The sequence below is a fragment of the Pseudomonas sp. P4_C4 genome (assembly GCF_056402055.1).
The window spans coordinates 1-14,168 of the sequence record NZ_JBFUID010000071.1; the positions used below are offsets into that span (position 1 = coordinate 1).

13 protein-coding genes and 1 pseudogene are annotated in these 14,168 nt (G+C 61.0%); 6 read left to right on the forward strand and 8 right to left on the reverse strand.

What is annotated here, in order from left to right; all coding sequences use genetic code 11:
* The first annotated feature begins 656 nt into the window (after window positions 1-656).
* Window positions 657-1,007 (forward strand): BON domain-containing protein, encoded by a 351-nt coding sequence (locus AC1DXW_RS26860; RefSeq protein WP_150812540.1) that lies wholly within the window; start codon window positions 657-659, stop codon window positions 1,005-1,007.
* A gap of 285 nt (window positions 1,008-1,292) precedes the next feature.
* Here the strand turns inward: AC1DXW_RS26860 and AC1DXW_RS26865 are convergent, their stop codons facing one another.
* Window positions 1,293-1,754, reverse strand: a complete 462-nt coding sequence (locus AC1DXW_RS26865; RefSeq protein WP_477760678.1) for an HvfA family oxazolone/thioamide-modified RiPP metallophore — start codon at window positions 1,752-1,754, stop codon at window positions 1,293-1,295.
* 623 nt (window positions 1,755-2,377) lie between these two features.
* Between AC1DXW_RS26865 and AC1DXW_RS26870 the strand changes: the two genes are divergently transcribed.
* Window positions 2,378-2,737: a DUF6124 family protein gene (locus AC1DXW_RS26870; RefSeq protein ID WP_477760679.1), complete on the forward strand. Its 360-nt coding sequence runs from the start codon at window positions 2,378-2,380 to the stop codon at window positions 2,735-2,737.
* Window positions 2,738-3,106: 369 nt separating this feature from the next.
* A complete protein-coding gene (locus AC1DXW_RS26875; protein ID WP_477755698.1) occupies window positions 3,107-4,372 on the forward strand; it encodes an epoxide hydrolase family protein in 1,266 nt (421 codons plus the stop codon).
* 12 nt (window positions 4,373-4,384) lie between these two features.
* Here the strand turns inward: AC1DXW_RS26875 and AC1DXW_RS26880 are convergent, their stop codons facing one another.
* On the reverse strand, window positions 4,385-5,401 hold the full coding sequence (locus AC1DXW_RS26880) for a M14 family zinc carboxypeptidase (protein ID WP_477760680.1): 1,017 nt from the start codon (window positions 5,399-5,401) through the stop codon (window positions 4,385-4,387).
* 117 nt (window positions 5,402-5,518) lie between these two features.
* Between AC1DXW_RS26880 and AC1DXW_RS26885 the strand changes: the two genes are divergently transcribed.
* Window positions 5,519-6,154, forward strand: coding sequence for a TetR/AcrR family transcriptional regulator (locus AC1DXW_RS26885; protein WP_477755696.1), 636 nt, complete (start codon window positions 5,519-5,521; stop codon window positions 6,152-6,154).
* 63 nt (window positions 6,155-6,217) lie between these two features.
* On the opposite strand, the gene AC1DXW_RS26890 is transcribed toward AC1DXW_RS26885, so the two are convergent.
* The 5 genes from AC1DXW_RS26890 to AC1DXW_RS26910 all read right to left on the reverse strand — a co-directional run bounded on the left by AC1DXW_RS26890 (window position 6,218) and on the right by AC1DXW_RS26910 (window position 12,192).
* Window positions 6,218-6,916 (reverse strand): ABC transporter permease, encoded by a 699-nt coding sequence (locus AC1DXW_RS26890; protein WP_223533165.1) that lies wholly within the window; start codon window positions 6,914-6,916, stop codon window positions 6,218-6,220.
* A gap of 18 nt (window positions 6,917-6,934) precedes the next feature.
* A complete protein-coding gene (locus AC1DXW_RS26895) occupies window positions 6,935-7,648 on the reverse strand; it encodes an ABC transporter permease (protein WP_477755695.1) in 714 nt (237 codons plus the stop codon).
* A gap of 172 nt (window positions 7,649-7,820) precedes the next feature.
* Window positions 7,821-8,603 carry a transporter substrate-binding domain-containing protein gene (locus tag AC1DXW_RS26900; protein ID WP_477755694.1) on the reverse strand — a complete coding sequence of 261 codons (783 nt, stop codon included), beginning with the start codon at window positions 8,601-8,603 and terminating at the stop codon, window positions 7,821-7,823.
* 27 nt (window positions 8,604-8,630) lie between these two features.
* A complete protein-coding gene (locus AC1DXW_RS26905) occupies window positions 8,631-10,634 on the reverse strand; it encodes an aminotransferase class I/II-fold pyridoxal phosphate-dependent enzyme (RefSeq protein WP_477760681.1) in 2,004 nt (667 codons plus the stop codon).
* Between the two features lie 157 nt (window positions 10,635-10,791).
* A complete protein-coding gene (locus AC1DXW_RS26910; protein WP_477760682.1) occupies window positions 10,792-12,192 on the reverse strand; it encodes an MFS transporter in 1,401 nt (466 codons plus the stop codon).
* 210 nt (window positions 12,193-12,402) lie between these two features.
* Between AC1DXW_RS26910 and AC1DXW_RS26915 the strand changes: the two genes are divergently transcribed.
* Window positions 12,403-13,290, forward strand: a complete 888-nt coding sequence (locus AC1DXW_RS26915) for a LysR family transcriptional regulator (protein WP_477760683.1) — start codon at window positions 12,403-12,405, stop codon at window positions 13,288-13,290.
* 15 nt (window positions 13,291-13,305) lie between these two features.
* On the opposite strand, the gene AC1DXW_RS26920 is transcribed toward AC1DXW_RS26915, so the two are convergent.
* Window positions 13,306-13,758: a cupin domain-containing protein gene (locus AC1DXW_RS26920; RefSeq protein ID WP_477760684.1), complete on the reverse strand. Its 453-nt coding sequence runs from the start codon at window positions 13,756-13,758 to the stop codon at window positions 13,306-13,308.
* Window positions 13,759-13,924: 166 nt separating this feature from the next.
* Here AC1DXW_RS26920 and AC1DXW_RS26925 point away from each other — a divergent pair.
* Window positions 13,925-14,154: pseudogene (locus AC1DXW_RS26925) on the forward strand (aldehyde dehydrogenase (NADP(+))); the annotation flags it as partial.
* Window positions 14,155-14,168 lie beyond the last annotated feature (14 nt).

The following is a 14,168-nucleotide window of genomic DNA, read 5'->3' on the forward strand; positions in this document are numbered from 1 at the left end:
CCTGAACCGCGCGCCTGAACCGCGCGATCAGCCTTGTCCAGGCGCTGTTGCAGGGCATCGCGCCCGGCAGTGATCTGTCCGATACTGGCCATCGTTTCATGTGGGTCGACCATCACTGCCGCTTTTTCTTCCAAAGATTTGTCACTCATCAATGTGCTCGATCGCTCAGGTTCAAGGTCAGGCGCGTGCAGGCCCTGCCTCACTGATATCGGCACGAGAGTTTATTCCTATAGTTTTCTATCGCACTGCTGCGCAAGGCGCCGACCAACGGCAGCGTAACCCATCAGCGAACCCAGCCTGGTTGCGAACAAGCATCTCAGCTGGCACTGGGTTAAGTGCTCCTATCTATAAACGTCCGTTCCTGGCCGATTCTGTCGGTCGAGATCGGCAGCTATGGGTTGATCAGGGCTGATCGCAATAAGGACTGTTGAGTGCTCTGTAGGTGTTGCGCCTGGCACAGAGCGACCAAGGCGGACGTTCACGGGGACAGCGCTCTGACCGCAGGCAACGGCCGTACTATAATTAATTTCTGTCAATGTTTGCGTGGCGAGCGCTCCTAAACGACTCAGGTATCCATAGCTTTCACCTGACAGGCAGAGGGCTGCACAGCAAATGGGATGGACAGTACGTCTGATTACGCGAGAGAGGGTTCAGCCATGAAAATTCACTCCTTCCAGCATTACTCTCATGGTCTGGAGATGGCCGTTCACGATGCATGGATTACCGCCAAGGTGAAGTCGGCCCTGGCATTTTCCGATCCGACCCTTAGCCTGCATATCAATGTCAAAACCCATGCGGGCATAGTGGGGTTAAGCGGCCGCGTCAACACTCATAGACAGTGTGAGCAGGCCATTGGTCTGGCCCGTTCGGTTCATGGTGTCGCCGAAGTCGATGCCAGCGACTTGCAGACCCATGTGTTCACGCCAGGGAGTTTTCCAGAAGCGCCCAACGCCGAAGAGAGCACTGAGCGCCGGCCACAATCGTCAACAAAGATGGACGACAAATGATAATGGCAACTTTGCAGGCGCCGCGCTCCCAGTCGGGAACCGAGGGCGGAGGGAAGCTGAATGACTGTGTGCCCCAGAGTGAATCGCACATGGTTTCGTGGACATTTCCGACTGGCTGCTTATGGCTGTTCTTTGCCGGTCATGGTTACAAAGCCTGCTGGTTAAATCCGATGCAACCGGTGGTCAAGTCAGTGCAATTTCGCGCCTGACGACCAAACCAGTACTGCCCACGCCAAAAACCCTTCCTGCGCGTCAACGCAGGAAGGGTTTTTTCGTAGCAGCCGATCAGTCTTTAGCCTGGCTCAACTTGGTGTAGAGCTCGGTCGGTACTTTCTTGCCGTTGGAGGTGAACTGGTTGGTGCGGTACTTGTACACCTCACCCTCGGACAGGAAACCGTCGCCGTTGGCGTCTATCGCCTTGAATTCCTCAGCGCCCTTGGGTGCCACTGCCAGAAGCTCCTTGAGCGACACGCGGCCGTCATGATCTGCGTCGGTTCTTGCAAAAGAAGCATCGCCGCACTTGCCCTCTCCGCATTTACCTTCGGCCTGTGTCTTTTGCGCGCTGGCTTCACTGGCACCGCACTTGCCTTCGCCACACTTGCCTTCGCTGGTCTTTTCCGCGGAGGCCAGTTGATAGCCCTGAGGCAAGGCTTCGGCGGACAACGCGGTGGAAGCGAAGTTGATACCGCCGACCAGTGCAACAGCGATCAGGCCAATGCGGGTTTTGTTCGACTGGATACGAGACATGTTGATACTCCGGATCATTTGCGCGGTTGGACCGTTATTGGTCGTACCACAAGGGTTGATAAACCTGGTTGCGAGGTGCGTTGTGCATCTCGCTTTGGCAGGTCTATTTGGCCCCGGTGGTGTATCCCGGCTGTATCCGTAAAGCGCTGGTTTTGTATGGCTGTATGCGGATGCCGCGCCCTGATACACAGCGATACACGAAAGCCGGTATTCAGTTGATCAGACTGCTTGTGTACGAAGGGGGCAACCGCCCGACATCGCCCAGGAGTGCTTGTTTAAAAAGGTTGTAGGTTATTTCCGATGGGCTACAAGACCTTGCGTCGTTGCCTACGGTTACGCCAGAATCCGCCGGCTTGTGCGTTTAGGGCGCGGGTTCTATCGTTCGCGTGTCGCTGTCTTTTCAGCGGCCGGGTCTGGAAACCCCGAAATGAAAATGGCGCAAGTGCGCCCTTCATAACCTATGCTTGCGCGCTTTTAAGTGTGCACTCCGTTATGGCGGCTGTGCGCGGGGGACCTTCGGGTCAACCGGGTTGCCGTTTCCCCGGGTTTCCAGCCTGCGTACAGCTGCCACCCCTTCGTCTGGAAACGAACGTGGCAGCTTCAACCATGAAGCGGAGACAGCCATGTTCAAAGTCACCCCCAACCCGCCGGACACCGATCCGACATCCCCATACGAACCCGATTCAAACAAGCTCAACGAGGCCGCCGAACGTGCCCCCGCATTCCACTTCCCATCTACCGCAGACATCAAAGCCACACCGCGCACGCCAGGATCGTTGTTTACCGTAGACCCCGAGGTCGATACCGAAACGCTGATGGTGTATCTGGTCGAGACGCTGGCCTCGGTCGATGTGATGGTGCATCAGTTGGTGGATCACCTGGATGGTGGATCGCGTAATGCCCTGCTGGGGATTTCCAATAGCGTGATGTTGGCGGAGATCACGGCGAATCGGGTGCTGGATCAAATCGACCCGCGCGAATAAAAACGGTTACCTGTGGCGAGGGAGCTTGCTCCCGTTGGACTGCGCAGCAGGCCCTGCTAGCTGGGTCCGCTACGCGGCCCAGCGGGAGCAAGCTCCCTCGCCACACTTTTGTATGTTTGATGTTGGCTGGGCGATCGCCATCGCGAGCAAGCTCGCTCCCACAGGGATTCGGGGTGGTCTCCCCGCCACGCTTACACCCACATCACCCGATGCTGCTCGATGAGTTTCGCCGATGGTCGCCCCGGTGCCATCGTCCGCGAAACCTTCTTGCGTGCCCCGTCGAACGAGATCAGTCTCAGGAGCAGCATCGGCCTTCGCCCCTGCGCTCCGGGCACAGACGAGCGCGTACCTCTCAGCGAGGATATGAAGATGAAATCTGCTTTCGTCGTTCTGCTGATGACCCTCGCTCTCTGCCACTCGCCCCTCGTCAGCGCAGCTCCCGCCGCCAACGCCGTTGTGCCCTTCCACGTCGATATCCAGGATCAACAGCTCACTGACCTGCGTAACCGCATCGCGGCAACGCGCTGGCCGGACAAGGAGACGGTGGGCGATCGATCACAAGGTGCACAGCTGGCGAAACTGCAGGAGCTGGTTCGCTACTGGGGCACGAACTATGACTGGCACAAGGCCCAGGCGCAGCTCAATGCCTTGCCCCAGTACACGACCACCCTCGATGGGGTCGCTATCCATTTCATCTGGGTGCGCTCGCCCCGGCCGAATGCTTTACCGATGATCCTGACCCACGGTTGGCCAGGCTCGGTACTGGAGTTCATCAAGGTGGTCGGCCCRCTCACCGATCCGGCTGCTCACGGGGGCAATAGCGCGGATGCATTCGACGTGGTGATTCCGTCGATCCCCGGCTACGGCTTCTCCGGCAAACCGACTGAGCCCGGATGGGACCCGGACCATGTGGCCCGGATCTGGGGGCAATTGATGCAGCGTTTGGGGTACTCCCGCTACGTTGCCCAGGGTGGCGACTGGGGTGGCCCCATCACGAGCGCCATGGCGCGCCAGTCCGTGCCCGGGTTACTGGGCATTCACCTCAACCTGCCGGCGACGGTCCCGCCGGAAGCGACCGCAGCACTTGCTGCCGGCGGTCCCGCGCCTGTGGGGTATTCCGAGCAGGAGCGTGCGACCTACGACGCGCTGGCCGCATCGATTAAACAGGGAAACCTGGCCTACAGCGCGATGATGGCCGCGCGGCCGCAGCTGATTGGTTACGGCGTAACGGATTCTCCGGCGTTCCTCGCAGCGTTCATGCTCGGTCACCCGGGATTTTCCAAGTGGTCGTATGGCGCCGACCCACAGCAATCGCCAGGCAAGGATGAAGTACTGGACGACATCACGTTGTACTGGTTGACCAACAGCGGCGCCTCGGCAAGTCGGCTGTATTGGGAAAACAAAGGGCGCAGCCCGCTTTTTTCTGCGGCACAGAAGACCGGCGACATCACACTGCCGGTGGCCGTCACGGTATTCCCTGATGATGTCTATTTCCCGCCGGAGAGCTGGGCCCGACGCGCCTATCGCAACCTGATCTACTTCCATCAGGCTGCCAAGGGCGGCCATTTCGCCGCGTGGGAACAGCCGGAGCTGTTTGTCGAGGAGCTGCGCACGGCGTTTCGGCCGCTGCGCTGAATCACCTTCGTATCAATTGGGGTCCAGCAACCCGCCACTCCAGTTACGCGACACCCGGCTGCCGGTGAATTTCGCCACCCCCATACCCTGGGGTATCAGGCGATCGCGATACCGCGTCACCAGGCGCCCCGCTTGCTCGGCGTGCAGCACCACTTCGGAAGACGGGTCGCCCGGCCGTCCAAGGATTCGTGCAAAACGCTGGCCTTCTTCGACAAAATCCCCCAGCTCTTTTTCGAAGATCAGCACGCCGGGTTGCGGCGCGAGGATAGTTTCCATGTGGCCCATTTCCACGGCTTCGACGGGCCAGTCTGCAGGCGCCACTGACTCATCGATGACGCCGCAACTGCACAGCCAGTCGTACAGCCCTTCGGCATCCGACTCGGCGAAATGATCGCTGACATCGCCCTGCCCGCGCAGCTCCAGGGTCGCAGCCATGCGGTGCTCGGTGACGCCTTCGCGCAGCCACGGGGCAATGATGGTTTCCTCGAAGGAGCCATCGTCGCCGTCATCCCAGATGATCGCCACGTCCATCTTCATCGCCGCCGCCAGTTCGCGGCCACGGGGCCAGAAACTGCGGTGCACGTACAGGTACGGTAGCGCCTCGTCATCGGTGTGCAGATCGAGTATCACATCGGCCGGGGCGGCCAGTTGCACCAGTTTCTTTTGCCATTGCTGAACGCAGGTCGAAGGTCGTTCCATGGCCGCCGACTGGTCGAACGAACGATTGAAGTTATGCCCGGTGGCGTCATGGTAACGACCGAGGATCCGTCCCTGGCGAAACTGCCCGATGCCCAGCGGATTGGCCTGCGGCACCACGGTGATGTTGCCTTTGAGCCGGCCCTGGGTTTCGGCGGTTTGCAGTCGTTGCATCAGCAGGTGCAGGACCAGCATCCCGGCGATTTCATCGGCATGTACGCCGGCTTGCAGGTGCACGTTTGGCCCGCTGCCGTCGCCGGCATAGCGCCAGGCACCGACCCGCACAGCATCGCCGTTGTTGTTGCTGACACTGAACGAAATATCCTGCGGCATTGGCTTTCCCTCCTGTCATGACCGTTGAAAAACGCTGTATCGCTGCTGTCGAGGCTGGTGATTGAACAGACGTTCAACTAAGCTCGGCAGCGTGGAACCTCACCCAAGGACAGCCTTGTGACGACCGATGCCCCGAAAAACCGCCGCGCCGAACCCGATGACCGTCGCGAAATGCTGGTAGCCGCCACCCTGCGCTGCCTGAGCCGCGACGGTCACGCCGGGATCTCCGTGCGACGCATCGCTACCGAAGCCGGGGTGTCCGTGGGGTTGCTCAACCATCACTTCGGCAGCATCGAGGCACTGATCGCCGACACCTACCAGCGGCTCGCCAGTGAACTGACCACGGCCCTGCTCCAGGAAATCGAACAGGCCCAGACACCCGCGCAAAAGGTCGATGCCTTCCTGGAAGGCTCATTCTCGCCCAGGGTCATGGACCCGAAACTGCTCGGTGTGTGGGTGGTGTTCTGGAGCCTGATCCGTCACTCCGAACACGTCAGCCAGTCCCACGAAAAAAGCTACCGCGCCTACCTCGATCTGATCCGCCAGTTGCTCGACGGGCTGGCCGCCAGCGAAGGCTTCGTGATTCACGACACCCGCCTGGCCGCCATCGGCCTATCGGCGATGCTCGACGGTCTCTGGCTCGAGTGGTGCCTGAACCCCGAGACCTTCAGCGCCGCCAACGGACTGCATATCTGCCGCTGCTGGATAAAAGGGCTGCGTCACGGGGCATTCAGCACCGACGACGCCCTGTGACGGATGCCGGCCGAAGATCATCGCCAGGGTGCCGCTGACGGCGGTCTACCCTTGTCGAACTCATCAGGCCGACCTGCGTACCGGCGTCCCGCGCCGCTCGGCAAAGGCAAACAGCGCTTCGATCAGGAACGTCAGGCAGACATACACCCCGGCCACCAGCAACAAGGGTTCGTACACCTGCAGGGTTTGCGCGCGGACCACGTTGGCGGCGCCGAGCAGATCGATCACGGCGATGGTCGACGCCAGCGCCGTGGACTTGAGCAGCATCACGGTTTCCCCGGCCAGGGTCGGCAGCAACAGGCGCATGGCCCGGGGCAAGCGTACCCGCAGCAAGGACTGGCGCGCGGTCATGCCGAAGGCCGAGGCCGCTTCCATTTCACCCTTGGGCACCGCCAGCAGGCCACCGCGGATCACTTCGCCGACATAAGCGCCGACCGACACCACCAGGGCGAACACGATGTACCAGTAACCGTCGCGCAGGTAGGGCCAGAGGAAACTGCCGCGAATCAGCGGGAACTGGGCAAACAGGCTGCCCAGGCCGTAGTAGAAAATGTAGATCTGGATCAGCAACGGCGTACCGCGGGTCACGCTGGTGTAGAACAGGCTGACCTTGGCGATCACCTTGTTTTTCGAAATCCGCGCCAGCGCCACCAACACCGCCAGGACAAATCCGAACACACTGGCGATCAACAGAATCGCGAGGGTGGTTTGCAGCCCACGGCCCAACAGTGCCGCGTATTCAACTATCCACGCTGGAATCATTTCATTCTCTCTGCCGGTTCAGTCAACAAGAGGCATCCAGCGACGAATACGTCGCTCAAGCCGACCCGACACATAGTTCGACGCCAACGTCACCGCGTAATACAACGCGGCAGCCGTGAGGTAGAACAACAGATAGTGGCGCGTCGATCCCGCGCCTTGCTTGGCGGTGTACAGCAGCTCGTTGGTGCCAACCACGCTGATCAGCGCACTGTCCTTGATCAGGTTGATCCACAGGTTGGCCATCCCGGCCATGGCGTAAGGCGCCATGATCGGCAGCGTGACCCGGCGGAACAGGCCGAAACCGTTCAGGCCGAATGCCTTGGCCGCTTCGATCTGGCCGAAGGGAATCGCCTGGATCGCCGCGCGGAAAATCTCCGAGGCGTACGCGCCCTGCACCAGCCCCAGCACCACGATGGCCGCCAGCGGACCGCTGACATTCACCACGTCGTAGCCGAGCCGGGTCATCAGCGAATTGAGGAGCATGGAGCCGACGTAGTACAGCAACAGAATCAGCAGCAATTCCGGCACCGCCCGGAACAACGTGGTGTAGCCGCGCATCAGCGCTGCAATCGCCTTCGGCGCGCCCAGCTTGAGGCACGCCACCACCAGCCCGATGGCCAGCCCGAGCACAAAGGCCCCGGCGGAAATCTGCAGGGTCATCCAGAGCCCCTTCAACAGCGCACTGCCCCATCCCTGCTCGGTGAAATTGATCAGATCGAACATTGTCGGCATTTCAGTCTCCAGTATGCGGTCGTGAACACACCGCCGGATCCTGTGGGAGCGAGCTTGCTCGCGATGAGGCCATGCCAGTCAATATCAATGGTGACTGAACCACCGCTATCGCGAGCAAGCTCGCTCCCACAGGGATCTGCTTTTCCTCAGGACTTGCGCTTCGCCCATTCAGTCAGAACGCCGGCTTCACGCTGGTGCCGAAGTAGCTCTGGGACAGCTCGTCATAGTCCTTGCTCGCCAGCAATTCCTGGATGGCCTTGTCGAGTCTGGCCTTGAGTTCGGCGTCGTCCTTGCGCAGGCCGGCTCCCACGCCTTTGCCGAAGATCGGGTCGTAAGGCACGGTGCCGAGGTAGGCCAGGTCCTTGGCGTCCGGGGTCTTGATGAACGCGGCCATGGCGGTGCCGTCGGCCATCATCAGGTCGATGCGCCCGGCAATCAGGTCGGCGTTGGCCGAGTCCTGGGTGTCGTAGTACTTAACGTCGGCAATTTTTTCGTAGTAGGTCTTCAGATAACTGGCGCTCACGGTCGAGTTCTGCACGCCGATGATCTTGCCCTTGAGGTCATCCGGGTACTTCTTCACCGACGCCTCTTTCGGGCCGACGACGGCAATCGCCGAATCGTAGTAGGCCTTGCTGAAGGCGATCTGTTTTTCGCGTTCTTCGGTCACCGACATCGAGGAAAAGATCACGTCGATCTTCTTCGCCAGCAGCGACGGAATGATGCCGTCCCACGCCACTTCCTTGATCTCGCAATCGGCTTTCATTTCGCTGCACAGCTTGTGGATCAGGTCGACTTCGAAGCCTTTCCACTCACCATTGGCCTGCTTTTCGGTGTACGGCGGATAGGGTTCCGCTGCCACCGCGAACCTGATCGGCTGCGCTTGGGCCGTACTCATGCCGGCCAGCAATACGCAGGCCGCACCGGTCAACCAGTTTGCAAAACGTCGATTTCCCATGTTGTTTTCCCGTCTTTTTATGATGAGTTAGCGAGTCTGATGAGCGTTGACGAATTGTCGGCAACGCTCGCTGCGTGGGTGTACGAACACTTCGTCCGGCGAACCGGTTTCCTCGATCAGCCCTTGATGCAAAAAAGCGACTTTGGAAGAGACATCGCGTGCGAAGGCCATTTCATGAGTCACCAGGATCATGGTCCGGCCTTCTTCGGCGAGGGAGCGGATCACCCGCAGCACTTCCCCGACCAGTTCCGGGTCGAGTGCCGAGGTGGGTTCATCGAACAGCATGACCTTGGGCCGCATGGCCAGGGCCCGGGCGATGGCCACCCGTTGTTGCTGTCCCCCGGAGAGAAACGCCGGGTACTCGTTGCGCTTGGCCGCAAGGCCGACGCGTTCGAGCAGGGCTTCGGCCCGCTCTGTGGCCTCCGCACGGCTTTCACGCAGGACCTGGGTCGGCGCTTCGATGAGGTTTTCCAGCACCGTGCGATGGGGCCAGAGGTTGAAGTTCTGGAACACCATGCCCAGGCTCGACCTTATGCGCACAAGCTGTTTGGCGTCCGACACCAGCGGTGCGCCGGGGCGATTCTGGTTAAGGTGAATGCTTTCGCCATCGACCAGGATGCGGCCCTGGTCCGGCACTTCGAGCATGTTGATGCAGCGCAGCAAGGTGCTTTTTCCCGAGCCGCTGGCACCGATCAGGGAGATCACGTCGCCCTCGCGGGCGGTCAGGGAAACGCCCTTGAGCACTTCGATATTGCCGAAGCGTTTGTGCAGGCGATCGACTTCGATCATGGTCTTGACCGCGGCCCGTTCGACGGTCGCAGTACTGGTCACCGTGCCGATCACCAACCTCGGCGCTTCGCCATTGAGCACTTGAACAAAGCCGCGAATGCGCTGACAGGCCTGGGCCAGGCGCTCTTCACTCAGGGTAAATGAAAGCCGCACAAAACCCTGGGCCGGCTCGCCGAATGCCGCCGCATCCAGCACCGAGACACCGGCTTCGCGCAGCAGGCGCCAGGCGAATTCCAGCGAGGTCAGGCCGGTGCCACGCACGTCCACCAGCACGAACATGCCGGCATCGGGGTTGAGCACGCTGATGCCCGGGCAATTCGCCAGGCCGGACACCACCAGGTCGCGGCGCCGACGATAGATCTCGCGCATGCCGTGGGTGACTTCGTCATGGGACTGCACGGCCTTGAGCGCCGCTTCCATGACAAACCCGGGCAAGCCATACAGCATGCTCAGCACCAGGGTTTCGACATGGTTGACCAGGGCTTCATGGGCCACGACCCAGCCGATGCGCCAACCGGTCATGGCATGGGATTTCGACAGGCTGCCGATCACCACGCAACGCTCGGCCATGCCCGGCAACGCCGCCAGGCTCAGGTGTTCGCGCTCGTAGGCGAGGCTCTCATAGACCTCGTCCACCACCACCCACAGGTCACGGGCGATGGCGAGGTCGGCGATGGCTTGCAGCTCTTCGCGGCCCAGCACCACGCCAGTGGGGTTGTTCGGGTTGGAGAAGAAGATCGCCCGGGTGCGCGGGGTAATGGTCTTGGCCAAGACGGCGGCATCAAGGCGGAAACCCGAGTCCGCGGCACAGGGTACCCGCACCAGCGTGGCGCCGGACGCCTTGAGCGTGGCTTCGTAGGTGACGTACATCGGATCGAAGGCAATCACTTCGTCGCCAGCACCGAGCAGGCACATCGAGGTGGCGAACAAGGCGTTCTGCGCACCTGCCGTGAGAATGACGTTGGACGCCTGCAGTTCGCGGTCGATCAGTTGGCTGTAGCGGCCGGCAATGGCCTCGCGCAAGGCCTGGCGGCCGGCGATCTCGGTGTAGTGGGTATCCCCTTCACGCAAGGCGTGGATGGCAGCGTCGGTGATGAAATCGGGGGTGGGGAAATCCGGGTCGCCGACGCTGAGGATGATCACGTCCTCGCCATTGCGCTGTGCCGCGCTGGCCGCGTAGTGAATATCCCAGGCGGCAACGCCTTGGCCACTGATCCGCTCTACAAAGGGTGAAAACCGCATGCCAGTGCCTCGTTCGAATTGAAGAAACGCAAGCCCGCAACCAGCCGGGGGAAGGTGGCCCCCAACATAGTCGAGACTGAACACTCGTTCAACAGAAAACTCGCAAGGCTTCGCGTTCAGCGCAAACAGGTCGTTTTCACGACAGCCGCGCCGTTTTTCAGCACTGCGCAATCAAGCGACGTGAAGCGATTTTGCTGACCGCGCCAATCACCAGCGCAATGACGATCAACCCGGCGGCGACGGCGAACRTCAGCCGCATCCCCTGTGCGATGGCCTCAGGTTGCGCCTGCAAAATATCCTGGCTGGCCGTGCCGAAGGCGAACACTGCCCCCATGACCGAGGCGCCCGTGATCAACCCGAGATTGCGCGACAACCCGAGCAAACCGGACACCACACCACGCTGCTGCGCCTCAATTTCCAGCATGACGGCGGTATTGTTGGCCGCCTGGAACAGCGCATAACCGGCGGTAATGACAGCCAGCGGCACGATGTAGCCGGGCACACCGAACGCCATCGGCAAGGCCGGCAGGATGCAAGCGCCGGTCAACATGGCGATCAATCCAATCGTGCTGGCTCGATACGTGCCCAGACGATCGACCCATCGGCCCGCCGGTACGCCTGCCAGTGCGACCACCAGCGGCCCCGTCGACATTGCCAACCCAACGCTCGCTGCATTCAACGTCAGTGCGCCAGTGAGGTAAAACGGCCCTACCACCATGGTCGCCATGACCACGGTGGTCACCAGCATGCTCATGACGAATCCTGCGCTCATCTGCCAGTTACGGAACATCGTCAATCGAACCAGAGGCGACTCGGCTGTGTGCTCGACGAATACAAACACGCACAGCCCAAGAACTGTCACCAGCAACAGCGTCATGTTCAGCGGCCCCAGGGTGCCACGCCCAATGGTCATCGCCAGTGCATAAGCCAGCAGTGTCAGAACCAGCACCAGCGTGCCGAGCACATCGAAGCCCGCTCGATCCGCCCTCTTCTCACTGCGATCGTTGGGCAAAAAGTAGAGCGCGAGCCCAATCGCCAAAACACCCAACGGCACATTGATCAGAAAAATTGCCTGCCACCCCGGATTGGCAATCAAAAAACCTCCAAGGGTCGGGCCGAGTGAGGTGCCAATCGCTGACATCGTGCCGAGCACGCCCATCGCACTGCCCATTTTTTCCTTGGGAACGGCCCCGCCCACTAGCGCCATGGTCAGCGCCATCATGATGGCCGCACCGACGCCCTGCAGCGCCCGAGCGGCAATCAATAACCAGAGATGAGGGGCCAGCGCGCACAGGATCGAAGCGACGGTAAACACGCAAATCCCGATCAACAACAAACGTCGGCGGCCAATGATGTCGCCAAGTCTTCCGACACTGACGATCAGCGCCGTGATCGCCAGCAGGTAAGCGAGCACCACCCATTGCACTTGCTGAAAGGAGGCTGAGAACGCCTCGGCCAGGGTCGGCAATCCAACGATGGCAATGCTGGTGCCCAGGGACGACAGCAGCATGGATAACGACAGGCTGGCCAAGGCTCCCCGAATCGATATGGACTTCATTTTCTCGCGACTCCGCAAATAGGTTGTCCAGAGCCTAAGCCCGGCCATAACATGGCGGAAGACGCAGTATTTGCACTATATACGTGCACAAGACGCCACATGTTAAAAAACCTGTAGGAGCGAGCCTGCTCGCGAAGAGGGTGTGTCAGACAACATCATTTTTAATGTGCCACCTTCGCGAGCAAGCTCGCTCCTACAGGAATTGATTCGATGCCCGACCTGAATCTGTTGATCACCCTGAACGTGTTGCTGGAGGAAGGCAGCGTGGCCCGCGCCGCGCAGCGTTTGCACCTGAGCCCGTCAGCCATGAGCCGGGCGCTGGCGCGATTGCGCGAAACCACGGGCGATCCGCTGCTGGTGCGGGCCGGGCGCGGACTGGTTCCCACGCCTCGGGCGCTGGAGTTGCGTGAACGCGTCGGCGTGCTCGTGCAGGACGCCGAAGCCGTCCTGCGCCCTGCCGAGGCACTCGACCTGAATCAACTGACCCGTACCTTCGCCCTGCGCACCAGCGACGGCTTCGTGGAAAATTTCGGACCGCAACTGATCGCCCGCATCAACGAAGAAGCGCCCGGCGTCCGCTTGAATTTCGTGCAGAAGCTGAACAAGGACAGCACCCTGCTGCGCGAAGGCTCGGTGGATCTGGAAACCGGTGTGATCGGCGAATCAACCAGCCCGGAAGTGCGGACCCGGATGCTGTTTCGCGATCGGTTCATTGGCGTCGTGCGCGAGGGTCATCCACTGGCTCAAGGTGAGATGACACCTGTTCGTTATGCAAGCGCCCGGCACATTCTGGTCTCGCGCCGGGGCCACGAAAAAGGCGTCATGGATGACGCCTTGAATGAGCTGGGACTGAAGCGGGACATCATCACCATCGTCGCCGGTTTCTCCTCTGCGATTGCATTGGCGCGGGCTTCAGAACTGGTGGCCAGCGTACCGGAGCGGCACGTCGGCAACCTGTGCCAGGGGATGCACTGCTTTGCCTTGCCGTTCCCCACGCCCCCCATCACGGTTTCAATGCTGTGGCACCCGCGCATGGACGCCGACCCGGCGCATCGCTGGTTGCGCGGTTGTGTGTGGGAGGTTTGCAGCCGGCAATGACCCGGTGGCCCTCGCCTACTCCTTCAGGATCAGCAACGCTTCGCCTTTCTTCACGATGTAGGTCGCCAGTTCCGAGGCCTTGTCCTGGCCCACGTTCTTCGCCACATGCGCAACGCCTTCAGGGATGTACAACGAGTCACCGGCCTTGAGCGTCACCGGTGCCCGCCCTTCCAGTTGATATTCAAAGGTGCCGCTGATCACGTGCGCCACCTCGACACCGGGGTGAGCATGTTTGGGCGATGTCACGCCCGGATCGAAGTCCACGAGCACCTGGAGGACTTCGCGATCGGCGGTGCCCAGGTCTTCGCGTACCAGGTCGGTGCGGTGCAGGCCCTGCTGCCAGCTTTTCATCGCCGGGGCCGGTTGTGTTTCCTGGGCTTGAGCAAGGCTCGCTACAGTAGCGAGCCCTGCGGCGGCCAGGATGAGGCCAAGCCTGCCGAGGGTGTGACGGGTGTGGGTACGCAACATTGTCTTTCCTCCAGTTGAACCACGCCAGGCCGCGCCGAAAGTGACGCTGCCGGTGATTCCATTTGGAGGCCTCCGTGTATCGCCCAGGTGTCGGGAAACGCCGGTTTTGTATGCCCGGGTAACGGCGGGCGTTGCCGATACCTGCGGATACAAACCCGCAACTGCGGGCACGTCGTTGGTCAACGCCTTCGCCCATCCGCACGAGTGTGTTTTTCCACCGTGCATGGCGGGACGTTCCCGGCCACCTCGGACAGTCGTTTTACTTCATTGGGCATGACTTCCATCAAACGTTTCCTGCGCCCGGTGGGCTACCAGGGATTTCCCGATGCCCTGCTGCCGGAGCCTCTGCGCGAGGGCAATCCGTTGGGGCTGCCGCGCATTGTGGATGGTCATTAACTGTAGGAGCGAGC

Bases quoted from the DNA above. Each gene is read 5' to 3' on its own strand.
- AC1DXW_RS26860 (WP_150812540.1), top strand. From the start codon at position 657: ATGAAAATTCACTCCTTCCAGCATTACTCTCATGGTCTGGAGATGGCC.
- AC1DXW_RS26865 (WP_477760678.1), bottom strand. From the start codon at position 1,754: ATGTCTCGTATCCAGTCGAACAAAACCCGCATTGGCCTGATCGCTGTT.
- AC1DXW_RS26870 (WP_477760679.1), top strand. From the start codon at position 2,378: ATGTTCAAAGTCACCCCCAACCCGCCGGACACCGATCCGACATCCCCA.
- AC1DXW_RS26880 (WP_477760680.1), bottom strand. From the start codon at position 5,401: ATGCCGCAGGATATTTCGTTCAGTGTCAGCAACAACAACGGCGATGCT.
- AC1DXW_RS26890 (WP_223533165.1), bottom strand. From the start codon at position 6,916: ATGATTCCAGCGTGGATAGTTGAATACGCGGCACTGTTGGGCCGTGGG.
- AC1DXW_RS26895 (WP_477755695.1), bottom strand. From the start codon at position 7,648: ATGCCGACAATGTTCGATCTGATCAATTTCACCGAGCAGGGATGGGGC.
- AC1DXW_RS26900 (WP_477755694.1), bottom strand. From the start codon at position 8,603: ATGGGAAATCGACGTTTTGCAAACTGGTTGACCGGTGCGGCCTGCGTA.
- AC1DXW_RS26905 (WP_477760681.1), bottom strand. From the start codon at position 10,634: ATGCGGTTTTCACCCTTTGTAGAGCGGATCAGTGGCCAAGGCGTTGCC.
- AC1DXW_RS26915 (WP_477760683.1), top strand. From the start codon at position 12,403: ATGCCCGACCTGAATCTGTTGATCACCCTGAACGTGTTGCTGGAGGAA.
- AC1DXW_RS26920 (WP_477760684.1), bottom strand. From the start codon at position 13,758: ATGTTGCGTACCCACACCCGTCACACCCTCGGCAGGCTTGGCCTCATC.